The 24,647-nt window shown below is 42.8% G+C and carries 22 protein-coding genes; 11 read left to right on the plus strand and 11 right to left on the minus strand.

All coding sequences use genetic code 11. The annotated features are described in order from the left end of the window. Positions 1–203 precede the first annotated feature (203 nt). A complete protein-coding gene (dnaK, locus tag ACW6QP_RS13935; protein ID WP_457911481.1) occupies positions 204–2,138 on the minus strand; it encodes a molecular chaperone DnaK in 1,935 nt (644 codons plus the stop codon). Positions 2,139–2,346: 208 nt separating this feature from the next. Between dnaK and ACW6QP_RS13940 the strand changes: the two genes are divergently transcribed. The 4 genes from ACW6QP_RS13940 to ACW6QP_RS13955 all read left to right on the plus strand — a co-directional run bounded on the left by ACW6QP_RS13940 (position 2,347) and on the right by ACW6QP_RS13955 (position 6,798). Continuing rightward, on the plus strand, positions 2,347–3,780 hold the full coding sequence (locus ACW6QP_RS13940; RefSeq protein WP_457911482.1) for an L-serine ammonia-lyase: 1,434 nt from the start codon (positions 2,347–2,349) through the stop codon (positions 3,778–3,780). A 110-nt stretch (positions 3,781–3,890) separates the two neighbouring features. Beyond that, positions 3,891–4,568 carry a CPBP family intramembrane glutamic endopeptidase gene (locus ACW6QP_RS13945; RefSeq protein WP_457911483.1) on the plus strand — a complete coding sequence of 226 codons (678 nt, stop codon included), beginning with the start codon at positions 3,891–3,893 and terminating at the stop codon, positions 4,566–4,568. Between the two features lie 69 nt (positions 4,569–4,637). Then, the gene (locus tag ACW6QP_RS13950) at positions 4,638–5,642 is read left to right on the plus strand and encodes an alcohol dehydrogenase (protein WP_457911484.1); all 1,005 of its coding nucleotides are present in this window, start codon (positions 4,638–4,640) and stop codon (positions 5,640–5,642) included. 121 nt (positions 5,643–5,763) lie between these two features. After that, positions 5,764–6,798: a formylglycine-generating enzyme family protein gene (locus ACW6QP_RS13955; protein WP_457911485.1), complete on the plus strand. Its 1,035-nt coding sequence runs from the start codon at positions 5,764–5,766 to the stop codon at positions 6,796–6,798. On the opposite strand, the gene ACW6QP_RS13960 is transcribed toward ACW6QP_RS13955, so the two are convergent. After that, positions 6,795–7,259, minus strand: coding sequence for a nuclear transport factor 2 family protein (locus ACW6QP_RS13960; protein ID WP_457911486.1), 465 nt, complete (start codon positions 7,257–7,259; stop codon positions 6,795–6,797). The two genes, ACW6QP_RS13955 and ACW6QP_RS13960, sit on opposite strands and share 4 nt — an antisense overlap. Positions 7,260–7,323: 64 nt before the next feature. Here ACW6QP_RS13960 and panB point away from each other — a divergent pair, with 64 nt between their 5' ends. Genes panB through ACW6QP_RS13975 form a run of 3 tightly spaced genes read left to right on the plus strand, consistent with a single transcriptional unit; the run spans position 7,324 to position 9,648 of the window. Continuing rightward, the gene (gene panB / locus ACW6QP_RS13965) at positions 7,324–8,142 is read left to right on the plus strand and encodes a 3-methyl-2-oxobutanoate hydroxymethyltransferase (protein ID WP_457911487.1); all 819 of its coding nucleotides are present in this window, start codon (positions 7,324–7,326) and stop codon (positions 8,140–8,142) included. Positions 8,143–8,196: 54 nt separating this feature from the next. Further along, positions 8,197–8,895, plus strand: a complete 699-nt coding sequence (locus ACW6QP_RS13970; protein ID WP_457911488.1) for an RluA family pseudouridine synthase — start codon at positions 8,197–8,199, stop codon at positions 8,893–8,895. A gap of 30 nt (positions 8,896–8,925) precedes the next feature. Beyond that, positions 8,926–9,648 carry a hypothetical protein gene (locus ACW6QP_RS13975; RefSeq protein ID WP_457911489.1) on the plus strand — a complete coding sequence of 241 codons (723 nt, stop codon included), beginning with the start codon at positions 8,926–8,928 and terminating at the stop codon, positions 9,646–9,648. A gap of 3 nt (positions 9,649–9,651) precedes the next feature. On the opposite strand, the gene ACW6QP_RS13980 is transcribed toward ACW6QP_RS13975, so the two are convergent. Further along, positions 9,652–11,196 carry a hypothetical protein gene (locus ACW6QP_RS13980; protein ID WP_457911490.1) on the minus strand — a complete coding sequence of 515 codons (1,545 nt, stop codon included), beginning with the start codon at positions 11,194–11,196 and terminating at the stop codon, positions 9,652–9,654. A 148-nt stretch (positions 11,197–11,344) separates the two neighbouring features. Here ACW6QP_RS13980 and ACW6QP_RS13985 point away from each other — a divergent pair, with 148 nt between their 5' ends. Genes ACW6QP_RS13985 through leuB form a run of 4 tightly spaced genes read left to right on the plus strand, consistent with a single transcriptional unit; the run spans position 11,345 to position 15,654 of the window. After that, positions 11,345–12,517 carry a 2-isopropylmalate synthase gene (locus ACW6QP_RS13985; protein WP_457911491.1) on the plus strand — a complete coding sequence of 391 codons (1,173 nt, stop codon included), beginning with the start codon at positions 11,345–11,347 and terminating at the stop codon, positions 12,515–12,517. Continuing rightward, positions 12,517–13,899: a 3-isopropylmalate dehydratase large subunit gene (leuC, locus tag ACW6QP_RS13990; RefSeq protein ID WP_457911492.1), complete on the plus strand. Its 1,383-nt coding sequence runs from the start codon at positions 12,517–12,519 to the stop codon at positions 13,897–13,899. The genes ACW6QP_RS13985 and leuC overlap by 1 nt, the downstream gene beginning before the upstream one ends. 1 nt (position 13,900) lies before the next feature. Beyond that, complete coding sequence (gene leuD, locus ACW6QP_RS13995) at positions 13,901–14,515, plus strand: 3-isopropylmalate dehydratase small subunit (RefSeq protein WP_457911493.1); 615 nt, start codon at positions 13,901–13,903, stop codon at positions 14,513–14,515. A gap of 23 nt (positions 14,516–14,538) precedes the next feature. Next, positions 14,539–15,654, plus strand: a complete 1,116-nt coding sequence (gene leuB, locus ACW6QP_RS14000) for a 3-isopropylmalate dehydrogenase (protein ID WP_457911494.1) — start codon at positions 14,539–14,541, stop codon at positions 15,652–15,654. 169 nt (positions 15,655–15,823) lie between these two features. On the opposite strand, the gene argH is transcribed toward leuB, so the two are convergent. From argH to ACW6QP_RS14040, 8 genes are all read right to left on the minus strand, one after another. Next, positions 15,824–17,101 carry an argininosuccinate lyase gene (argH, locus tag ACW6QP_RS14005; protein WP_457911495.1) on the minus strand — a complete coding sequence of 426 codons (1,278 nt, stop codon included), beginning with the start codon at positions 17,099–17,101 and terminating at the stop codon, positions 15,824–15,826. A 142-nt stretch (positions 17,102–17,243) separates the two neighbouring features. Then, on the minus strand, positions 17,244–18,338 hold the full coding sequence (locus tag ACW6QP_RS14010; RefSeq protein ID WP_457911496.1) for a M20 family metallo-hydrolase: 1,095 nt from the start codon (positions 18,336–18,338) through the stop codon (positions 17,244–17,246). Beyond that, entirely contained in the window at positions 18,338–19,117 is a 780-nt protein-coding gene (gene argB, locus ACW6QP_RS14015) for an acetylglutamate kinase (protein ID WP_457911497.1), read from the minus strand. Before argB ends, ACW6QP_RS14010 begins: the two co-directional genes overlap by 1 nt. Positions 19,118–19,211: 94 nt before the next feature. Beyond that, on the minus strand, positions 19,212–20,150 hold the full coding sequence (locus ACW6QP_RS14020) for an N-acetylornithine carbamoyltransferase (RefSeq protein ID WP_457911498.1): 939 nt from the start codon (positions 20,148–20,150) through the stop codon (positions 19,212–19,214). Between the two features lie 117 nt (positions 20,151–20,267). Then, positions 20,268–21,395: an aspartate aminotransferase family protein gene (locus tag ACW6QP_RS14025; protein WP_457911499.1), complete on the minus strand. Its 1,128-nt coding sequence runs from the start codon at positions 21,393–21,395 to the stop codon at positions 20,268–20,270. Positions 21,396–21,397: 2 nt separating this feature from the next. Continuing rightward, positions 21,398–22,192 carry a pyrroline-5-carboxylate reductase gene (gene proC / locus ACW6QP_RS14030; RefSeq protein WP_457911500.1) on the minus strand — a complete coding sequence of 265 codons (795 nt, stop codon included), beginning with the start codon at positions 22,190–22,192 and terminating at the stop codon, positions 21,398–21,400. 301 nt (positions 22,193–22,493) lie between these two features. Continuing rightward, a complete protein-coding gene (gene argC / locus ACW6QP_RS14035; RefSeq protein ID WP_457911501.1) occupies positions 22,494–23,456 on the minus strand; it encodes an N-acetyl-gamma-glutamyl-phosphate reductase in 963 nt (320 codons plus the stop codon). Then, positions 23,453–24,640 carry an argininosuccinate synthase gene (locus tag ACW6QP_RS14040; RefSeq protein WP_457911502.1) on the minus strand — a complete coding sequence of 396 codons (1,188 nt, stop codon included), beginning with the start codon at positions 24,638–24,640 and terminating at the stop codon, positions 23,453–23,455. Before ACW6QP_RS14040 ends, argC begins: the two co-directional genes overlap by 4 nt. Between the last annotated feature and the right edge of the window lie 7 nt (positions 24,641–24,647).

Raw genomic sequence — 24,647 nt, forward strand, 5'->3', positions numbered from 1 at the left:
CTTTCATACCATGAAAATAATACTATCCTGAATTATTTCCAATAAAAAAGAGACTGCCTTTTCAGACAGCCTCTTTTGCTTTTGTTCAAGCCTCCCCTATTGGGGGAGGGTATGGGAGGGGGCTTAATCCCGAAACAAGTTCGGGATAAGCGATTCGCACATAATTCAAAGCGCTTTTCGCGCTTTGAATTATGGCTCTCTGCTTATTTAACCTCCTCGAAGTCTACATCTTCTACATCGTCACCACCTTTGGAGTCACCTCCTCCGGCCTGGCCGCCTTCGGCGCCGGCTCCGGGACCTCCTTGTGGGCCTCCGGCTGCTCCGCCCTGGGCTTCAGCCTGTGCTTTGTACATCTCTTCAGATGCCGTTTTCCAGGCTTCATTGATCTTGTCCAATGCAGGTTGAATGGTTTCAACTTCTTTGGTTTCGTAAGCTTTCTTCAACTCTTCCAAAGCTTCCTCGATAGGCTTTTTCTTGTCGTCTGAAAGTTTATCACCAAACTCTTTAAGTTGCTTTTCGGTTTGGAAGATCATAGCATCGGCTTCGTTAAGCTTGTCTACTTTCTCCTTGGCCTTTTTATCGGTTTCAGCATTAGCCTCGGCTTCCTGCTTCATCTTTTGGATTTCTTCTTCAGTAAGCCCTGAAGAAGCTTCAATACGAATATCCTGAGATTTTCCGGTAGCCTTATCGGTAGCGCTTACTTTAATAATTCCGTTGGCATCGATATCAAAGGTTACTTCAATTTGAGGAGTTCCTCTTGGTGCCGGTGGAATTCCGTCTAAGTGGAATCTACCAATGGTCTTGTTATCGGCAGCCATAGGACGCTCTCCCTGTAACACGTGAATTTCTACTGAAGGCTGATTGTCTGCAGCGGTAGAGAAAGTCTGTGATTTCTTGGTTGGGATCGTAGTATTCGCCTCGATAAGTTTAGTGTTTACACCACCCATAGTTTCAATACCTAAAGAAAGTGGGGTAACATCAAGAAGCAATACATCTTTTACATCTCCGGTTAAAACTCCACCCTGGATCGCAGCACCAATGGCCACAACCTCATCTGGATTTACTCCTTTTGAAGGTTTTTTTCCGAAGAAAGCCTCAACTTCCTGCTGAATCTTAGGGATACGGGTTGATCCACCTACAAGGATTACCTCGTCGATATCGCTTTTTGAAAGTCCTGCGTCCTTTAAAGCTTTCTGTACAGGATCCATAGAACGCTTCACCAAAGTATCGGCCAATTGCTCGAATTTAGATCTTGTTAAAGTCTCTACAAGGTGCTTTGGCCCGCTGGCAGTAGCGGTAACGTATGGTAGGTTGATCTCGGTTTGAGAAGAAGACGAAAGCTCGATTTTAGCTTTTTCAGCAGCTTCTTTCAAACGCTGAAGTGCCATTGGGTCTTTTCTTAGATCGATATCTTCAGCTTTTTGGAAAGTATCGGCAAGCCAGTCGATGATCACCTCATCAAAATCGTCACCACCAAGGTGAGTATCTCCATTAGTAGATAATACTTCAAAAACTCCGTCTCCTAATTCAAGGATAGAAATATCGAAAGTACCACCACCAAGGTCATAAACCGCGATCTTCTGGTCCTGTGATTTTTTGTCTAATCCGTAAGCCAGGGCTGCTGCAGTAGGCTCGTTGATGATTCGCTGAACTTTAAGCCCTGCGATCTCACCAGCCTCTTTGGTAGCCTGACGCTGAGAATCGTTAAAGTAAGCCGGAACGGTGATTACCGCTTCGGTTACATCCTGCCCAAGGTAGTCTTCAGCGGTTTTCTTCATCTTCTGAAGGATCATTGCTGAGAGTTCCTGAGGCGTATATTTTCTTCCGTCGATATCAACACGTGGAGTATCGTTATCTCCTTTCACCACTTTATAAGGAACCCTTCCGGCTTCTTTTGAAGACTCAGAATATTTGTTCCCCATAAAACGCTTGATAGACGCAACAGTTTTTTCAGGGTTAGTTACAGCCTGACGCTTTGCAGGATCTCCTACTTTTATTTCGCCGCCTTCCACAAAGGCAATGACAGAAGGCGTAGTTCTCTTACCTTCAGCATTAGGTATTACCGTTGGCTCGTTACCTTCCATTACGGCAACGCACGAGTTGGTAGTACCTAAGTCAATTCCAATTATTTTACTCATAACTTTATACGTTGAATTTTTACTTATTAGATTTCTTGAATTCGCTCTGTTAAAGTCAATCATTATGCCAGCAGAAAACTTATGACAGGTTGTCACTTTTTCTGAAAAGCCTTGCCAAATCTGCCTTACGAAAACGTTAGAAACTTTCTGCTTTCTGCTATGCGAGCGATTGGCAATTCACTATTTTTGCACCCAAATTGACTCCTGAATGCGAAAAATTGAATGCATAAGCGTTTTTGATATGCTGAAGGTGGGCGTTGGCCCATCCAGTTCTCATACCCTTGGTCCCTGGCGGGCAGCCCAGCGTTTTATTGCTGAACTTAAAAAGAAAGGCTGTTTCGAGGAAGTTGAAAAACTTCACGTAGATCTTTTTGGATCCCTTTCTCTCACCGGAAAAGGCCACGCTACAGATATTGCCAGCCTTTTGGGGCTTTTAGGTCACGACCCGGTGACTATGGATATAAGCCTTATCGAGCCTGAAATCGACAGGATCAAAAAGGAGCATACTTTACTCTTAAATGGGGAGCGCCCCATTGAATTCAAGATGGATACCGATGTGAAATTCAACCGAAAATTCCTTGAATTTCACCCTAACGGAATGACCTTTAGAGCTACGCTCAAAAATGGCAAAAAATACAGTTCTTCTTTTTACTCCATTGGCGGCGGATTCGTAGTTAAAAAAGAACGCAAGAATGCCAGCAAAAAAATGCAGAGCTTCCAGGAATTTCCTTTTCCTATCGAGAAAGCTACCGAACTGCTTGAGTATTGCAAAGAGCAGAATAAGAGCATTTCAGAGATCGTGCTGGAAAATGAAAGATCGCTTCGTAGCGAGGAAGAAATCGATTCCGGCCTGCGCCAAATCTGGGAAGTGATGCTGGACTCTATGTATGTAGGTTGTCATACCGAAGGTACCCTCCCCGGCGGACTCAACGTAAAACGCCGTGCTTTTGAAATGCACCAGAGATTAATTGGCGATGAACAATATAGCAATGCCGAAGAGTGGATCACTGCCATTAGAAGAACCGAGGTGAAATTCCGTCAGATTCTTAAATGGGTAAGCTGTTTTGCCTTTAGTGTAAACGAAGTAAATGCCTCGCTTGGTCGTGTGGTGACCGCTCCCACAAATGGAAGCGCCGGAACGGTTCCCGCCGTGATGATGTATTATATGGTGATCGAAAATCACCAGGCTACTTTCGAAGAACTGAAACGCTTTATGCTGGTTGCGGGAGAAGTGGGTAGTTTATTTAAAAAAGGAGCCACCATCTCGGCTGCTATGGGTGGCTGCCAGGCCGAAATCGGGGTTTCTTCAGCGATGGCCGCAGCAGGGCTCACCGATCTGTTAGGTGGTACTCCAGAGCAAACTCTAATGGCCGCCGAAATCGCGATGGAACATCATCTTGGTCTAACCTGCGATCCCATTGCCGGGCTGGTACAGGTACCCTGTATAGAACGAAATTCAATGGGAGCGATCAAGGCCATAAACGCTGCAGAAATCGCCCTGGAAAGCGACGCCAGTAAGGCTAAGGTGCCGCTGGATAAAGTGATCGAAACCATGTGGGACACCGCAAAAGATATGAACTCAAAATATAAGGAAACCTCTGAAGGTGGTCTGGCCGTAAAGGTAAGTTTGAGCGATTGTTAGGAAAAGCCTCCCCCCTGCCCCCCTCCGAAGGAGGGGGGAGTGAAAATAAATATTCGTGAATTCGTGGCATTAATCAAAGACAGTTTTAAATTGCAGTAAAATTTAAAATTTTGCAATTCCCTAAATTTTCTCCAAAAACCAAAAACCTGTTTCGCAATTACTGGTTGATGTTGGGATCCTATTTTTTATTTTTCTTCCTGTTGGGGTTCCTAACCACAATGATCCCTGCCATAGACCTGGAACAATATCAACAAACCGAATTGTTTGATTTTATGAATGAAAGTCCGTTGGCTTTTATTTTAATGGCAGTGGTCGTCGCCCCGGTTTTGGAGGAAAGCCTTTTCAGAAGCCTGGTAAAGCCCAGCATTTCAGAAATCTATATTTTTATTTGCGCTACCTTTTGTTTTCTGGCACTGGCCTTCATTCCCGAAGAGGCGAATTCTCTCTTGAAATATGGCCTGCTGGTACTCTCGGCATTTCTGCTGTTTTTGTTCTTTTCAGCACTAAAACCTTTAAGAATTCTTCGGAAATTTCGAATTCTTCTGCACAGAAATTATAAAGTAATCTGGTGGTTTACCGCGATTCTATTCGGCCTGGTACACATTTGGAATTATGTTGAAGGCTGGCAGTTCGATCTCATTCTATTTATTATGATTTTTCCGCGCATTATTGCAGGATTTTTCTTCGGAAAGGTGAAAATTGAAAACCATAGTCTGCTTTGGCCAATCCTTTTGCATGCGATGAACAATGGTATTGTGGTGTTTTTCCTTCTTCCCTCTCTGCTCTAAATTAACAAAGGCTTACAAGTTGTTCCTTTGAGCATTTCGTAACTTATGGCTTAAAACCAAATAAAAATTATGAAAGCTGCACAAGTACAGGAAAAAGGAGGGGAATTTGTCCTGGTGAATATGGACAAACCCAGCCCAAAAGAAAATGAAGTATTGATTAAAGTTGAAGCCTGTGGCATTTGTCACAGCGACGCTTTTGTAAAAGACGGTGCCTTCCCCGGAATTGAATATCCCAGGGTTCCCGGTCACGAAGTTGTGGGAATCGTAGAAGAAACCGGAAAAAATGTAAATAACTGGAAAAAAGGTCAACGGGTTGGCGTGGGCTGGCACGGCGGACATTGCTTCGAATGTGAACCCTGCCGCCGCGGCGATTTTATAAGCTGCCAGAATGCGAAAATTAGTGGAATTTCTTATGACGGCGGCTATGCCGAATATATGTGCGCCCCTAAAGAAGCCATTGCAGCCGTTCCTGAAGAATTATCTTCGGCTGAAGCGGCTCCCCTGCTCTGCGCGGGAATCACGGTTTTTAATGCATTAAGAAATTCAGGAATAAGACCAGGAGATTTAGTGGCTGTACAGGGAATTGGAGGTCTTGGTCACCTTGCCATTCAATACGCTGCCAAAATGGGAATGCGCACCGTGGCGATTTCTACCAGCGATAATAAAAAAGATCTCGCGAAAGAACTCGGCGTTCACCATTTTATTAATACCGACGAGAAAGACGCTGCCGAAGAATTACAAAACCTGGGTGGCGCAAAACTCATCCTGGCAACTGCACCGCATAGTAAGGCCATCACCTCGGTGATCGGCGGACTTGGAATAGACGGGAAGCTGCTAATGGTGGCCGCGACGGGAGACCCAATTGAGGTTTCGCCAATGGAACTACTTATGGGGAGAAAATCAGTGGCTGGCTGGCCCAGCGGAACGGCGATGGATTCTGAAGATACCCTAAATTTCAGCGCCCTTACCGGTGCCAGGGCCAAAATTGAAGAATACCCCTTAGATAAAGTTAACGAGGCCTATGACAAAATGATAAATAACAAAGCCCGGTTTAGGGTGGTACTAAAACCATAGGCCATTTCGTTTCTTTTATTAAATAAAGACCCTTCAGGAAAAAGTTTCTGGAGGGTCTTCCAATTTTTGAAGTTTCTGCTGAATCATTCTGGTTTTTTATCTTAGCTGAAAATTCTCCCTGATGGTTCTTAATCAAAAGATTATCCTTTATTTACTGTTATGCTTAAGCTTTGCCGGCTGTAAGAATTCTGAATCTGAAAACAATTCAGAAGAAATTTCAGAATCCGCTTCAGAAGTAAATCCGCTGGAATTGCATAAAAAAATGATGGCTGAAATTGAGCAAATTCCGCCCCGGGATAATTCTGAATCAACCAGTGGAATGATAAAAATTGAAGGCGGCACCTATACCATGGGAGGTAATTCACAACAGGCGCGGCAGGACGAATTTCCGCAGCATAAAGAGAAGGTTAATGATCTATGGGTAGATGAAACCGAGGTGACCAATGCAAAATTTAGGGAATTTATTGAAGCCACAGGCTATGTAACAACTGCTGAAAGAGAATTTGAAATTAACGGCCAGGCCTACCCAGCCGGGGCTATGGTTTTTGATGCAACAAACCCGCAAGCCTGGTGGAAATTTGTTGAGGGAGCCAACTGGAAATATCCAAAGGGACCGGGCAGCGATATTGAAGAAAAAGATGATCTTCCCGTAGTGCAGGTTTCCTGGTACGATGCTATGGCCTATGCCAAATGGGCCGGGAAACGCCTGCCCACCGAGGCTGAATTCGAATACCTTGCCCGCGGCGGCAAGGATCGTAAAAATTACCATTGGGGAGATGACTTTTCAATAGCTTCAGAATTTGTCAATTTTCACCAGGGAAATTTTCCGTCAAACAATACTGCAGAAGATAATTTTGAAGGTTTAGCGCCGGTAAAAAGTTTTCCGGAGAATGCATTCGGGCTTTATGAAATAGCCGGAAACGCCTGGGAATGGTGCCTGGACACCTACTATCCCAATGCCTACAGTAGGCTGGAGAGCAGAACCGACGGATATTTGAAAGAATATTTTAAGCCAGACCAGCATAAGGTTATTCGCGGCGGGTCGTTTCTCTGCAGTGAATCTTATTGCACCGGCTACCGAAATTCGGCCAGAATGAGCTCTACCCCCGATAGCAGCCTGGAGCATCTTGGCTTTCGCTGCGTGAAAGACATTTAATATTCAGGGCATCCGGTTTTTTGACGGGTGTCTACCAGGTAAATGATCTTCCAGTCTTCTCCAACTTTCATAAGCTGAAAGGTATTCATCCCACAATGACTAAATTCGTCATTTAAGTAAAATGAATACGGGGTTGAGACATTGGCCATTTTCCCGTGAATGGAGACTTCAAAATCGTGTAATATCTCTTCAAATTTGGTGGTTTTGGGAATCGATACTATCCTGTCTACCAAATCTGAGTAAGTATAGGTGGTAAGTTTTACCTCTTCTGTTTCAGACACCAAAATACTCTGCAAAATCACATCCTGATACGCAAAACTTTTAAGCCTGCTGCCATCCTGTTGGTGAAAAGCCTCGAAAAAGTCGGTTACCAGTTTTTTGGCCGATTCTTCTTCCGGGATTGTTTGTGATAGACCAAAGCTCGAAAAGAGCAACAATAAAGGCAATAAGAGCGATTTCATAGGCGAAGCTTTTTGATGGATGCGCACTAATTTACTACTTTTACTCAAATTTAAAATTCGATAGATGTCTGTTGCAAAAAAGGAATATAAAAGGGTAACCACCAAGTCCCTGGTAGATATGAAACAAAACGGTGAGAAGATTGCGATGCTCACCTCTTACGATTATTCGATGGCGAAAATCGTAGATGGCGCCGGGATAGATGTGATTTTGGTGGGAGATTCGGCCAGTAATGTGATGGCCGGGCACGAAACCACCCTGCCTATAACCTTAGACCAGATGATCTATCACGCCCAAAGTGTGATTAGGGCTATTCACCGTGCGCTTGTGGTGGTAGATCTTCCCTTCGGAAGTTACCAAAGCGACCCTAAAGAAGCTCTGCGATCGGCAATTAGAATTATGAAAGAAAGCGGCGCTCACGCCGTTAAGCTGGAAGGCGGGAAAGAAATCAAAGAATCCCTGAAACGTATTTTACACGCCGGGATTCCGGTGATGGGACATCTTGGACTTACGCCGCAATCTATCTATAAATTCGGAACTTATACGGTTCGCGCCAAGGAAGAAGCCGAGGCCGAAAAACTAAAATCGGATGCGAAATTGTTAGAGAAAATCGGTTGTTTCGCAATAGTTTTAGAGAAAGTTCCTGCTAAACTGGCCAAAGAAGTAGCTGAAAGCATCAGCATTCCGGTAATAGGAATTGGCGCCGGAAATGGTGTAGACGGCCAGGTGCTGGTAGTGCACGATATGCTGGGAATGACCCACGAGTTCAATCCGAGATTTTTAAGACGCTACGCCGACTTGCATACCGAAATGACCAAAGCCTTCGAAAATTACCGGGATGACGTGAAGAATAAAAACTTCCCCAGTGATGAAGAGCAGTATTAAAAGCCCCTCCCGGCCTCCCCATTGGGGAGGTGATTCATTCTTTATTTCGCTTTTGTGGAAAAGATAATTTCAGATAAAAATAATCTTCAGGTCCTGTATGAGGACAATCATATCATAGTGGTGAATAAGCGCCCGGGAGATATCGTTCAGGGTGATAAAACCGGCGATAAACCGCTAAGTGAGGTGGTAAAATCTTATCTAAAGGAAAAATACAATAAACCCGGGAATGTTTATCTGGGAGTCGTACATAGGTTAGATCGTCCCACCAGCGGAATTGTGGTTTTCGCAAAAACCTCAAAGGCTCTGCCCAGGCTCAATAAACTTTTTCAGCAAAAAGAAGCAAAAAAAACCTACTGGGCTATTGTGAAGAATGCTCCGCCCAAAGATGCAGATACCTTAACTCATTTTTTAAACCGCAACCCAAAACAGAACAAATCATACGCTCATATCAAGGAAGTGCCTGAAAGCAAAAAAGCTATCCTGGAATATCGAATTCTGAAGAAATTGGACAATTATTATCTCCTGGAAATAGACCTGCACACCGGAAGGCATCATCAAATTCGCAGTCAGCTTTCTGCAATTGGCTGCCCAATTAAAGGAGATCTAAAATACGGCTTTGATCGCAGTAATAAAGATGCCAGCATTCACCTGCACGCCCGGGAATTGACATTTATTCACCCGGTAAAAAAGGAGGAAATTCATCTCGTGGCTGACTTGCCTGAAGCCGATCCCATTTGGAGCGCTTTGAAATAATTATCAAAACTAACCCCATTTGAAAATTATATGAAGAGTTATTACTTAAGCCTACTATTTACACTTGTCTTCTCTTCAGTTTTTGCTCAGGACACTATTTATATGGATAAATTTTATTCAGAATTAGACTCTCAAGTTAATGCTGAATTCTATAAAGTCATTAAGCCGGTCGATGGTGAAAAATATGACTTTATCAATACGACCTATTTTATAAATGGTAAAAAACATTTTGAAAGGTCATATTATATTAAAAATGGTAAAAAGGTCCTTGAAGGCAAGTATTCCTGGTGGTATGATTCAGGAGAGTTTTTTTTTAGCGTCAATTACAAGAAAGGGAAGATGGATGGTATTCTCGAAGGGTTTTGGCCTAATGGTTCAAAAAGACGAGTAGATATTTTTAAAAACGGCAAATTTAAATCGGGTACCGTCTGGAATAATAAAGGGGAAGAAATTGAACATTTTGATCATCATGAACCACCTAAATTCCCTGGCGGGATGGAAGCTTTCCGAAAATATCTTATAGAAAATAAAAGAATACCAAATACCCACCATAAGCGTGAAAGAGTAGTAGTTCTTTTCCATCTCGATAAAACAGGGAAACCTTATAATATCAAATTTGTTGAGAAATCCAATGATCTATATTATATGGCCGAAGTTTACCGACTAATCTCAGAAATGCCAGCCTGGGAACCCGGAAAAAAATTAGGTGAGCCCAGAAATGGATCTTTTACGCTCCCCGTAGTGTTTGACTAATTTCTAACGACTCATAACCGCGACTTTTTCAGCGATCACCTCGGCTACGGGTTTGTTTTCGATTTTGCTTTCCAACCAGGAAATAATATCCAAATACAAAAATGCACGACGCTCATAGGGGTGATCTTCGTATTGCTTCAAAGTAGCATGAAGTTTTCTGAACTCATCCTTAATATCTAAAGGAGAAACATCGGGAAGGTTTCTCAAAAATTTGATCATTTCCTTTTGCACCTCGTGTAAATCGTTCATTCGAATCAGGAACTTATAGGTAGACTTTATGAGGCTTTCTAAATGGTAGTCCATCCCGGCTTCATAATGCGCAACCAGATTCAGAATCCTGGAGAAGCACATTAAATCTTCCCGCATTTCAAGCGATTTGTTATTGATGATTTTTTTCAGGTAGAAAATGCATTGTTTATTTTCTCCATTTCCGAAGTGTAAACAGGCGATCTTATAATAAAACACCATAATATGATGCTCATCGATCCTACCTTTAAATTTGTTGATTTTCTTCTGAATTTTCTCCACAAGTTCCTCACCTCCTGCAAATTCTCCCTTCATAAACCGAAGATTCAATTTATTGGAGTACAGGTACAAAAATGACAATGCCTTGATGTTGTCATCATCGGGGATTTTAGGATCTTTTAAGGTGGCTTCCATTTTCTTCAATGCCTTCTCGAATAAGGTGGTATGATTCAGATAGAATAGCGATTCCAGCAAATAATGGTTTCCTTTGATATAAGAAACCGGGTGCAGACTTACAAGATGCGGATATTCATCGAAGAGATCGATCCATTTCATCGAATACCGGTAACAGGCCAGGAAATCCTGTGTGATAAAACTAAACCACAACCAGGCCTTGTACATCCAGAGTTTTTCGTGGAAGCCCAATTCAGAAAAAGTATATTCCGGAAGGTTTTCGTGAAAATATTCCCGTATTGCAGCAGCTTCCTCTTCGGTTCGCGCGTATCCCATCTTTAAAAAAGTACCGTAAAGTTCCAGTGACAAATTGGAGAGCCTGGCATTCAAATGATTTAACCTACTAAGATTTTCGGTTTGCTGAATAAGAATCTCAGCCCTGTTGCGTATACTTCTGGTGATGTATTGAGATTCGATGATTTTCTCCAATTCCAGGATTTGATAGCCCAGGCTATTCTCCTCATAGTGCAGGGCAGTAGATTTTATCTTATCCAGTAATTTTAATGCCTGGTTGTAAAGCCCCTTTCTATATAAAATAAAAGCAAAATCCAGCTGCTCCCTAATTTGTACAGGGATGCTTTGATTCGACGGGTTCAGTCTTAAACTCACCAGGATTTGCTTATACAAATGCGCCTTTACATTGCTTAACTGCTGCTTGCTGATTTTTGTTTTCTGCAAAATTTCCTTCTCATCATACTTTTTTAGCCGGGACATCAGCTTAAAAAGATTGAGGAATTTACTATCGGTATTTACTCCAATTCGACCAACATACAGCGAAAATTGTCGCTTTTCTGATGGAGATAGCGATTTAATCAAAGAAAATAGGTTGTCAGATAATTCGTTGGTCATTGTAATAGAAAGCTTTTCAATACCCTGATAATCAGTGAGTTTTATCTAAGAATATCGTTTTCAATTGTCGTAATGCTTTTTTTAAAAACAGCTCTGAAGGCTATGTAAAACAATACTTTAGTTAAAGATAAAGCAAAAAAAATCTCTTATGAGCACAGAAAAGGTAGAAATTTTTGACACGACATTACGAGACGGAGAACAGGTACCAGGCTGCAAGCTTAATACCGAACAGAAACTCAGAATCGCTGCCCGACTGGATGAACTGGGAGTAGATGTGATTGAAGCCGGGTTTCCGGTTTCCAGCCCCGGCGATTTTAAATCGGTTGTTGAAATCTCAAAACTGGTTAAAAATGCTACCGTTTGCGGATTAACCCGTGCCGTTAAAAAAGATATCGAAGTGGCTGCTGAAGCCTTGAAATATGCGAAAAGACCAAGAATTCATACGGGAATTGGAACTTCCGACTCCCACATCAAATACAAATTCAAATCTACGCGAGGTGAAATTATAGATCGAGCCATCGCTGCAGTTTCCTATGCGAAAAAATTTGTACAGGATGTGGAGTTTTATGCTGAAGATGCCGGCCGTACCGATAATGAATTTCTTGCCAGGGTTTGTACCGCGGCAGTTAAAGCCGGAGCCACGGTTTTAAACATCCCCGATACTACCGGATATTGTCTTCCGGAAGAGTACGGTCAAAAAATCAAATATTTAAAAGAGAATGTTCGGGGCATCGAAAATGTACGTATTTCTTGCCATTGTCACAATGATCTTGGAATGGCCACTGCCAATGCCATAGCCGGAGTGACCAACGGCGCACGCCAAATCGAATGCACCATCAATGGGATAGGAGAACGCGCAGGAAATACCGCATTGGAAGAAGTCGTCATGATCTTAAGACAACACCCGCATTTGAATTTACATACCAATGTAAATCCGAAATATTTATTTGATACCAGTAAAATGGTTTCCCGCGAAATGGGAATGTTGGTACAACCAAACAAAGCTATAGTTGGCGCCAATGCTTTTGCCCATAGTTCGGGAATTCACCAGGATGGCGTGATCAAAAACCGTGAAACCTACGAGATTATCAACCCTGCCGATGTTGGGGTGACCGAATCGGCCATCGTTTTAACCGCTCGCAGCGGAAGAGCGGCCCTTGCCTATAAAGCTAAAAAAATGGGTTATGAATTAACCAAGCTGGAATTAGACGGAGTTTATACCGCATTTCTAAATTTCGCCGACGATAAAAAAGAAGTACAGGATAATGATATCCACGAAATAATGGAGTTATCCCGTAAAAATAATATCGCCATTGCCTAATGAAAAAGACTCTATTCGATAAAATCTGGGATGCGCACGTGGTAGAATCTATCCCAAACGGGCCCGATATTTTATATATCGACAAACACCTTATTCACGAGGTTACTAGTCCGCAGGCTTTTAATGAGCTGAAAGAGCGAAAAATACCTGTGGCAAGACCAGAACAAATCGTGGCCACGGCCGATCATAATACCCCTACCGAAAATCAGCATTTGCCGGTTAAGGATTTGCTCTCCAGAAAACAGCTAAAAGAATTATCCCAAAATTGCGAGGAAAATAATATCACGCTTTACGGCCTGGGGCATCCCTACAACGGGATCGTACACGTAATGGCTCCCGAATTGGGTATCACTCAGCCGGGAATGACAATGGTATGCGGCGACAGCCATACCTCTACGCACGGTGCCTTTGGAACTATCGCTTTCGGAATTGGTACTAGCCAGGTAGCTCAGGTTTTTGCAAGCCAGTGTCTTTTGGTAGAGAAACCGAAAAAATTGCGGGTAAACGTTAATGGTAAGCTCAAAAAAGGAGTTTTACCCAAGGATGTAATCCTTTATATCATTTCCAAACTCGGAACGAACTCAGGAACCGGATATTTTTGTGAATACGCCGGAAATGTTTTTGAAGAGATGTCTATGGAAGGCCGTATGACGGTTTGTAATATGAGCATTGAAATGGGTGCTCGCGGCGGACTTATAGCCCCAGATGAGACCACTTTTGAATATGTAAAAAACAAAGAATTCGCTCCAAAAGGCGAAGAATTTGAAGCCAAAAAAGCTTATTGGGAAACCTTAAAATCCGATGAGGATGCCGAGTTCGATCAGGAATATTCTTTTGAAGCTGAAGATATCGAACCTATGATCACTTACGGCACCAACCCGGGGATGGGAATCAAAATTACAGGAGCAATTCCTGCAGAAGGCGGAAAAAGCGATGCCAAAGCCCTGGCCTATATGGGCTTTAAACCCGGAGAATCATTGTTGGAAAAACCGGTGAACTGGATTTTTATTGGGAGTTGTACCAATTCCAGAATCGAAGATTTTAGAGAAGCTGCCAATTACATAAAAGGAAAACAGAAAGCTGCTAATGTAAATGCGCTAATCGTGCCCGGTTCACGGCAGGTGGCCGCTCAAATCGAAGCAGAAGGTTTACGCGAGATTTTTGAAAATGCCGGCTTTCGGCTTAGGCAACCCGGCTGCTCGGCCTGTTTAGCGATGAACGACGATAAAATCCCGGCCGGGGAATATTGCGTTTCCACCAGTAACCGGAATTTTGAAGGACGCCAGGGACAGGGTGCCAGAACAATTTTAGCGAGTCCGTTAACTGCGGCGGCTACAGCAGTGGCCGGGAAAATAACGGACTTCACAAAACAACTGAATTAAGATGGAAAAGTTTATCACACTTAGCGATACTGCGGTTCCTTTGGAAGTAGAAAATGTAGATACCGACCAGATCATCCCTGCCCGTTTTCTAAAAGCTACCGATAAAGCTGGCTTTGGCGAAAACCTATTCCGCGACTGGCGTTATGATAAAAATGATGAGCCAATTCCCGAATTTGTGCTTAACCAACCACAATTCCAGGGTTCAATTCTTGTTGCCGGAAATAATTTTGGCTGTGGCTCGAGCCGCGAACACGCCGCCTGGGCCCTAAAAGCTTACGGATTCAAAGTGGTGGTTTCCAGCTATTTTGCCGATATTTTTAAAGGAAACGCCCTCAACAACGGATTGCTTCCGGTGCAGGTGAGTCCGGAATTTTTAGAGCAGCTTTTTCAGGAAATCACGAAAGATCCTTCCGTAGAAATTAAGATAGATCTTGAAGCTCAGAAAATCAGCATTCCGAAGAAAGAAATTTCAGAAAAATTCCAAATAGACCCTTACAAAAAAACCTGTATGATCAATGGTTTTGATGATATAGATTTTTTGGTAAGCAAGCTGGAGGCGATTAGAAAATTTGAAGAAAAAAGAGAAAAAATTGCACAACCTGCCACACAGGTTTAGAAGAAAAATCAAAACATAAAGCGATGAAATTAAAGATAGCAGTTTTACCCGGCGACGGGATAGGTCCCGAAATCACACAGCAATCGGTGAAGATTTTAAAAGCAGTAGCAGATAGATTTGACCATCAATTTCAATTTGAAGAAGCCCTGGTTGGAGCGGCAGCAATAGATTTGTTGGAAAATCCGCTTCCGGAAGCTACGCTGGAATTATGCAAAAATTCCGATGCTGTGTTGTTTGGGGCTATTGGAGACCCTAAATACGACAACAATCCCGATGCAAAAGTTAGACCCGAACAGGGCTTGTTGAAACTGAGAAAAGAACTGGGCCTTTTTGCCAATATCAGGCCTGTAAAAGCCTATGATAAATTACTGGATCAATCCCCGCTTCGACCAGAACGCATCGCCGGGGCCGATATGGTGATCTACCGCGAACTTACCGGTGGAATTTATTTTGGAGAAAAAAGCACTGCTGAAGATGGCAAAAGCGCCTCCGATCTTTGTTCTTATTCTACTGAAGAAATTGAACGCATCGCACATCTTGCCTTTCAGGCCGCTGAAAAACGAAATAAAAAACTCACTTTGGTAGATAAGGCCAATGTGCTGGAAACCTCAAGACTTTGGAGAAAAACTGTAAAGGAAATTGCTCAAAATTATCCTGAAGTAGCCCTGGATTTTCTGTTTGTAGACAATGCGGCTATGCAGATGATTTTGAATCCGAAACAGTTTGATGTAATTCTTACTGAAAATATGTTTGGCGATATATTATCTGATGAAGCCAGCGTGATTGGCGGAAGTATAGGATTATTGGCTTCGGCCTCAACAGGAGAGGAGAATGCACTTTTTGAGCCCATTCACGGTTCCTTTCCGCAGGCAGCCGGCCTGGGGATTGCCAACCCGGTAGCTTCAATTTTATCGGCGGCGATGCTATTGGAGCATTTCGGGTTAAATGAAGAAGCTGAAGCAGTGCGAAAAGCGGTAGAACTTAGCATTCAGTTAAATGTTTGTACCCAGGATATAAATCGTGATAATCATTATACCACAAGCAAAGTGGGCGATTTTCTCGAGGGATTGATCAGCGAAATTGAAAACATAAGAATTAACAACGAAAACCTGAATTTAGGACAAATGACAATTATCTAAGATTAATTTTTTCTTCATTTATGTTTTGAACCCTTCGTGTTTGTGTGGTGCTCGCGGAGGGTTTTTTAGTGACACCCATTTTTCGAGCAGCTTGAAAAAGCTGACTGAAAAATGTTGGTGGAACTATCCCGATGAAAATCGGGAGCTATCAATCCCGAAAACTCTATCCCTAAACCTCCTTCATTTTCCTTCTAATCTCTTCCAGGGCCAGATTATCCTTGCTCCCCAAATGCGAATGTTTTTTGCCTTCAGCAGCTTCATATTTTCCTTCCTGCACCTGTCCGCCAATGATCTGGTACGCCTCTCTAAATGATTTTCCCTGCATCACCAGGTCGTTGATACTGTCTACAGTAAAGAGATATTTATATTTCTCCTCCCTTAAATCCACTTCCTTGACCACAACCTGCGCGATAGAATGCGTGAAAATATCCAGGATTTCCTTGATATTTTCTACAGCATAAATACTGTTTTCCTTGATCAATTGGTAATCACGATGGTATCCGCTTGGCAGATTATTTGTGATCAGGATCATTTCATTAGCAATGCTTTGCAGCTTGTTGCACTTCCCACGAATGAGTTCAAAAACATCGGGATTCTTTTTATGCGGCATAATGCTGGAACCGGTGGTAAGTTCATCAGGGAAGGTGATAAAATCGAAATTCTGACTCATATACAAACAAACATCCATCGCAAACCTGGACAGTGTATTGGCTACCGAACCGATATTGGAAGTCACCGTTCGCTCGCATTTTCCTCTTCCCAACTGCGCTGCCACTACGTTGTATTTTAATTCGGAAAATCCCAGTTCTTTGGTGGTAAATTCCCGATCTATAGGGAATGACGATCCATAACCCGCAGCCGAGCCCAACGGATTCTGGTCAACAACTTTTAACCCGGCTTCAAGCAAATACAAATCGTCAATAAGCAATTCTGCATAAGCTGAAAACCATAATCCAAAACTTGAAGGCATAGCTACCTGCAAATGCGTATAACCCGGAAGCAGTTTTTCCTGATGCTTTTCGGCCAGCCCCAAAAGAACCTCAATCAATTCTTTCGTTTTAGCTGATATTTTTTTAAGATTTTCCTTGAAATACAACTTCATCGCCACCAAAACCTGGTCGTTTCGGGAACGGGCAGTATGAATCTTTTTCCCGGTATCGCCCAGGGCCTTGGTGAGTTCAAACTCGATTTTGGAATGCACATCCTCAAAATCTTTTTCGATCACAAAAGTTCCATTTTCAAGTTGCTGCTGAAGTTTTTCCAATTCCTTTTCGATCTGTGAAACTTCATCAGATTCTAAAATTCCCACTTTTCCCAGCATCCTGGCGTGAGCTTTTGAGGCCTTTAAATCATATTTAGCCAAATGCATATCTAATTCCCGGTCGTTGCCCACCGTGAAATTTTCAATTTTCTTATCTATCTCTAATCCTTTATCCCAGAGTTTCATAATTTATGATCTTATTTTCCTGCAAGGTTTTAAAAACCTTGTAGGTATTTTAATATATTTCAAAAACAGTTTTCGTGATAATCACCACGACACTTAGATTCACTCCTACAAGGTCTCGCAGACCTTGCAGCTTTAAGTAAAATTATCCGACCGATTTACGCTGCTCCCCCTTCGGGGGTTGGGGGGCCAACAACTTAATATATTTTTCTATGCCCTCCTCTATTTCCTTGACATAAATAAATTCATCAGCCGAATGTGACCTGGTGGAATCCCCGGGACCTAATTTCAGAGATTTACAATTCAGCAAAGCCTGGTCTGACAAAGTTGGGGAACCGTAGGTTTTCATTCCTAATGCTAACCCGGCCTGTATCAATGGATGGTCCATTTCAATCTTTGATGAATTGAGTCGCAGGGATCGCGGATTTAACTCGTCAACCGGTGCTTTTTCCTGTAAAATCTCATAGATTTCCTGGTTGGAATAAGCATCGGTCACCCGAACATCGATGACCAGGTCTACGTGTCCCGGCACCACATTATGCTGGCTACCGGCATTGATCTGGGTTACGGTGAGCTTTACTTTTCCCAAAGCATCAGATTCCTTCGGAAATTCAAAATTTTCAAACCATTTTAGAACTTCGGCGGTTTTGTAAATCGCATTGTTACTATTGGGGTGAGCCGCGTGCGAAGGCGTGCCTTTTACTTTGGCATCGAAAACGATCAAACCTTTTTCTGCGACTGCCAAATCCATTAATGTAGGCTCTCCCACGATTGCCACATCGATTTTTGGAATTTTTGGAATTAAGGCCGCTATTCCGTTCTTCCCGTTGATTTCTTCTTCAGCAGTTCCTGCGAAAATCAGATTGTAATTTAAATCTTCAGCCTCATAATACCAGGTGATGGTAGCCAGAAGCGAGACCAGGCAACCGCCTGCATCATTACTGCCCAGGCCATATAATTTTCCATTTTCGATTTTAGCTTCAAAGGGATCGCGGGTGTAGGCCGAATTGGGCTTCACGGTATCGTGATGGGAATTCAGCAAAAGCGTGGGTTTTTCAGGGTTAAAATGCTTGTTTTTCGCCCAAACATTGTTCAAGAACCGATCGTAAGGGATTTTTTCTTTCTGAAACCATTCCTCCAAAAGCGCTGCAGTTTTATCTTCCTCTTTCGAAAAAGACGGCGTTTCGATCAAATTCTTCAGAAGAAAAATCGCCTTTTGCTGAAGTTCTGTTAGCTGCATTAGTTCAGAATTTTGGTGTGAATTGAATTTCCTTTTAATAGTCTGAAATCTCCCAGGTAGATCGCTGAAACCCCGTTTTTAATGGCTTCGAATGAATTATGTAGTTTCGGAAGCATCCCGTCGCTGATTATTTTCTTCTGAAGCAATTCCTGATATTTTTTAGAATTGACTTCTAAAATCACCGAGTCATCATCCCTGGCATCGGCCAGCACTCCTTTTTTCTCAAAACAGAAATAGAGTTCGGTTTCATAAATTAAGCTCATCGCTTTGGCGATTTCGGCCGCTACCGAATCTCCGTTGGTATTTAAAAGTATGCCATCGTCCGTATACGAAATTGCTGAAAAAACCGGCGTAATATTCTGCTCTAAAAGTGAATTTATAAATTCTGAATTCACATTTTCCACATCTCCCACAAAGCCGAAATCTACTTCTTTTACAGGCCGCCTTTTGGAAATTATGCTTTTTCCATCGGCACCGCATAAGCCAATCGCATTTGAGCCTCGGGCCTGGAGTTGAGCTACGATATTCTTATTGATGAGTCCGCCGTAAACCATCGTGATTACTTTGATCGAATCGGCATCGGTGATTCTACGGCCCTCAAACATCTGGGTTTTGAAACCGAGTTTGGAGGCGATTTCGGTAGCCAGGTTCCCCCCACCGTGCACCAAAATTTTCGGGCCTTTCAAAGCCACAAAATCACCTAAAAATTCAGCAAATTTCGCCTCATCTTCAATGAGCTTCCCTCCTATTTTTACAATTTTCAAAACCTGTCTTTTCATAATATTGCCACAAATTCACGAATACTCAAATTTCCAATCTATAGGATTCCCCCTTCGGGGGCTAGGGCCTGTCCCGAATTTACTTCGGGAGGGCTTATTCTAATATCCTCTTCAATACCGCCTGCGCAGCAAAGGTCCTGTTCCCGGCCTGTTGGATCACTACTGAATTCTCCGAATCCAAAACCTCGTCGGCAATGACCATATTTCTTCGCACCGGCAAACAATGCATCACCTTTGCATTATTGGTTTGCTTTAATTTTTCAGCAGAAAATGTCCAGCTTTGGTCCTCGCTTAATTTTTGTCCATACTTCTCATAACTGCTCCAGTTTTTCACGTATACAAAATCGGCGTCTTTCAAGGCCTCATCCTGGTTGTGAATTACCGGAACGTTTTTGGTGATTTTCGGGTTTAGATCATAGCCTTCGGGATTGGTGATCACGAAATCAACATCCATTCTCTGCATAATTTTAGCAAAAGAATTGGGCACGCTTTGTGGCAGTGCCTTTGGGTGGGGCGCCCAGCTTAGCACAACCTTCGGCCTGTCTTTTTTCTTTAATTCTGAAATTGTAATCGCATCGGTAAGCGCCTGCAAGGGATGGCCCGTAGCACTTTCAAGATTCAGCACAGGTACCGAAGCGTATTTTTTGAAACTTTTTAATACTGTTTCAGCTTCATCCTTTTGTCTGTCCTGTAATTCAGGAAAAGCCCTAACTGCGATGATATCGCAGTACTGTGAAAGCACAGCGGCTGCTTCCTTAATGTGCTCTGCTTTATCGGAATTCATCACCGCGCCATCTTCAAACTCCAGTTTCCAGCTATCGCTGCCGGCATTCATCACCATCACCTCCATTCCCAGCAATTTTGCTGCTTTTTCGGTGCTTAAGCGGGTTCGCAGACTCGGATTAAAAAACAGCATCCCCAAAGTTTTTCCCTTCCCAATTTCAAGAGTTGAAGAGCCCTTTTTAAGTTCCAGGGCTTCGGTGATCAATTGCTGGAGATCGTCTATATCTGATAATTCTGTGTAGTTTTTCATAGTGTTTCTTTTTTTTAAGACCAGACAGGTTTTAAAAACCTGTCTGGTATATATTCAGTTAATTCTATAAAGACCTCACAGGTCTTGGAGACCTGTGAGGTCTACATCCCGCAAGGTCTAGCTTAACAGACTTCTCATAGCATCAAAAAGCTCATCAAAATGCTCTTTTTTAATGTTTAGGGGAGGAAGGATTCGAAGCAGATTCTTATTAGCCGCCGCCCCGGTGAAGATTTGATGCCTAAACAATAAATCTTTCCTGAGTTGCGCGATTTCAAAATCGAATTCCAGACCTATCATTAGTCCCCGGCCTTTGATCTTTTTGATCTGCGGAATTTCACTCGCTTCTTCCCTTACATATTCAAAAAGTTCGCTGGCATTTTTTAGCAAATTCTCCTTCTGGATAGTTTCCAAAACCGAAATCCCCGCAGCACAGGCCAGATGATTCCCGCCAAAAGTGGTACCCAGCATTCCAGATTTGGCCTTAATATTTTTATCGATCAAAATTCCACCAATCGGAAATCCGTTACCCATTCCCTTTGCCATAGAAATAATATCAGGTCGTATCCCGTGTTTCTGAAAAGCGAAAAAATCACCTGTTCTACCGTATCCCGATTGAACTTCATCTGCGATCAAAACTGTATTATAGTTTTTGCATAATTCGGCAGTCATTTGATAAAATTCGGTTGAAGCTTCATCGAGCCCGCCAACTCCTTGAATTACCTCAAAAATCACCGCCGCCACGTCGCCTTTTTTCAACTCGGTTTCAAGAGCTTCAGCATCTTCAAATGCAAGTTTGGTCGCTTTATGATTCTGATTGAACGGGGCTTTGATATTCTCATTATCGGTCACGGCCACTACTCCAGAAGTCCTTCCGTGAAAGGCTTTTTCAAAATAGATCACCCGTTCTTTTCCGGTATGAAATGAAGCGACTTTTAAAGCGTTCTCATTGGCTTCAGCACCAGAATTACATAAAAACAAGCTATAACCCTTTAGTCCGGAAGCTTTCCCGAGCTTGCCTGCCAATGCAAGCTGCATCGGATTTTTAACCGAATTGGAATAAAAGCCAAGCTTTTCAACCTGCTCTATAATCGCACCAACATAAGAGGAATGCGAATGGCCTATGGAAATCACCGCGTGACCACCGTACAGATCCAGGTATTTTTTTTCATTTTCATCAAAAACATACACGCCTTCCCCTTTCACCGGAGTGATATCGTAAAGCGGATAAACATCGAATAACTCCATAATTAATCGGTTGTGATAGTATTTATTTTTTTAAAGGAAGCCTGAATTCCTTTGATTAGCGAGGAGCTTAGCCCGTTATGTTCCATTTCGTTCAAACCTTCAATGGTGCAGCCCCGGGGCGTGGTCACCTTGTCGATCTCCTCTTCGGGATGCTTGCCTGAATCGATTAGTAAGCTCGAGGCACCCAAACAAGTTTGCATAGCGAGTTGCTGCGCCTCTTTCGCATCGAAACCAAGTTGCACTGCCCCCTGAGTTGTGGCTCGAATAAGCCGCATCCAGAAAGCGATTCCGCTGGCGCAGATCACGGTAGCCGCCTGCATTTTGTTCCTAGGAATAATTATGCTTGTTCCAAGGCGATTAAAAATAGCTTCAGCGATCGCGATGCGCTTCTTTCCCTGTTCGTTGCTGCATAGGCAGGTCATCGATTTCCCCACGGCGATAGCCGTGTTGGGCATAGATCTGATAATAAACTGTTCTTCTCCAATCACGGATTCGATGGACGGAATTTTAAAACCGGTAATTGTAGAAATAATCACATGCTTCTCGGTAAGCAGGTCCTTTATTTCTTCCAAAATAGGCTGAAACTGGGTTGGCTGTACTGCAAAGATCAAAATATCGGAATTTTGAACAGCTTCCCTATTATCACTGGTTACCTCCACTTTAGAATACTCTCGATACTTCTGAAGCGCATCCAGTTTCCTTTTGCTAAGGTACAGACTGGTAAAGGCGTTGTTCACGATAAGACCTTTTGCTATGGAAAGGCCCAGATTCCCGGCTCCTATGATGGCTATTTTCATTGATTAGATTTTTTAATTGATATGCTCTTAGACCTCACAGGTTTTAAAAACCTGTGAGGTCTTCTTATATTTTTTTAATCAGTTTGCCACGACTCCACGAATGTTCTGTAAAAACTCTTAATCATAATTTTCATGGCGAGCCGGCTATTTAGCGGGAGAAGCAATCTGTTTTTCCACAGCGTCCGCTTCTGGCCTGTACTCGCTTCTCGACTGCGCTCGAAGTCACTTTCAATCCCTTCTCAAACCTGACAGGTTTTTGAAACCTGTCAGGTTTATTAATATTTGTGTTTTCGCGGCTATTTTAAAAATAACTCGCTTTTAATTTTAATCCCGCGGTTTCTTCGAAGCCAAACATCAAATTCATATTTTGAACGGCCTGTCCCGAAGCTCCCTTCAGTAAGTTATCGATTATACTGGTAATTAATAGCTTATCTCCAAATTTTTGCAGTTTCAAAAGGCATTTATTGGTGTTCGCCACCTGTTTGAGATGTAAATCTTCTTCCACAACAAAAGTAAAGGCCGCATCCCGGTAGGTTTCGGAATAAATCTTTTTTGCATCCTCCAGGCTTCCTTCAAATTTGGTGTAAGCCGTAGCGTGAATTCCGCGAGAAAAATTCCCCCTATTCGGAATAAAATTTATCCCGGGCAACTTTTCCTGCTGAAGTTGCTTCAAGCTCTGCCCTATTTCATTTAAATGCTGATGTTCAAAAGCTTTATAACTCGAAAAATTATTATCCCTCCAGGTAAAATGCGTGGTCGCCGAGAGCGAAGTCCCTGCCCCGGTTGCGCCGGTAACCGCATTTACGTGAACCTCATCATTTAGTAATCCGGCTTTTGCGAGTGGAAGAATCGCCAGGCTAATCGCCGTGGCAAAACACCCCGGATTTGCGATAAAATCGGCTTTCTCAATTTGTTCCTTGTTGAATTCCGGCAAGCCATACACAAAAGTGTGCTCTCCCTGCATTCTGTAATCGGTGCTTAAGTCTACGATTTTAGTTTTTTCAGAAAACTGATTTTCCTTCAGAAATTTCACCGAATTCCCGTGTCCCAAACACAGAAAAACCACATCTACATTTTTATTGATCTCTCCTGTAAATTTTAAATCGATCTCACCCAGCAAATCCTGGTGCACGCCGGCCACCGGATTTCCTGGTTTTGAGGTGCTGTAAACAAAATCCAGTTCCACTTTAGGATGATTGATCAAAATCCTGATGAGTTCTCCGGCCGTATAGCCGGCACCGCCAATTATTCCTGCTGTAATCATTTTTCTCCGTTTACGTGATTATAAATCTTCCCCGCATTCGAGAGAATCTTGATAAATCCTTTGGCATCCTGGGCTGTCCAGGCTTTGTTTTCCTCGCCATAATTTCCAAAACCGCTATTCATCAAATCATTTTCAGATTTAATCCCATCTAAGGTGAAGCGATATGGGTGTAAAGTCACAAAAACCTCCCCGCTAACCTGCTGCTGCGAACTCTCCAGAAATGCCTCCAGGTCGCGCATTACAGGATCCAAATATTGGCCTTCGTGCAAATGCGTGCCGTACCAATTCGCCAGATAATCCTTATGCTGCAACTGCCATTTACTCAACGTATGTTTTTCAAGTAGATGATGGGCTTTAATCGTGATGATGGCTGCAGCAGCCTCAAAACCAACCCTGCCCTTAATCCCAATAATCGTGTCGCCCACGTGAATATCCCTTCCAATGGCATATTTAGAAGCTATACTCTCCAGGATTTCAATATTCTTTTCCGGGGAATTTTCTTCTCCATTAATTGCAGTAAGCTCCCCTTTGGTAAAAGTCAAACTAATCTGTTTCAATTCTTTTTCCTGAAGTTGAGATGGGTAAGCACTTTCAGGCAAAGCTTTTTCTGAAGTCAGGGTTTCGGCGCCACCTACACTGGTGCCCCATAAACCTTTGTTCACCGAATATTTCGACTTTTCCCAGTTCATCTCCACCCCGTTTTTTTGCAAATATTCGATCTCTTCCTGCCTGCTGAGTTGCTTATCTCTTATAGGAGTGATTATCTCGATTTCAGGCGCAATGATCTGAAAGATCATATCGAATCTTACCTGGTCATTTCCGGCGCCGGTGCTGCCGTGGGCGATGTATTTTGCGCCTATCTTTTTCGCATAATTCACAATCTCGATGGCCTGCACGATTCGCTCGGCACTTACAGAAAGCGGATAGGTATTATTTTTCAACACATTTCCGAAGATTAAATACTTCACAACCTTCTGGTAAAATGAGGAAATCGCATCTATATTCTTATAGGTCTTCGCCCCTATTTTTTGTGCATTTTCGCCTATTTTCTTAATCTCTTCTTTTGAAAATCCGCCGGTGTTCACGCTCACCGCGTGTACCTCAAAATTCTCTTCCTTAGATAAATATTTTGCGCAGTAAGAAGTATCCAAACCTCCGCTATATGCTATGACTACTTTTTTCATTTTTTAA

This window comes from Salegentibacter haimaensis, from assembly GCF_054121495.1.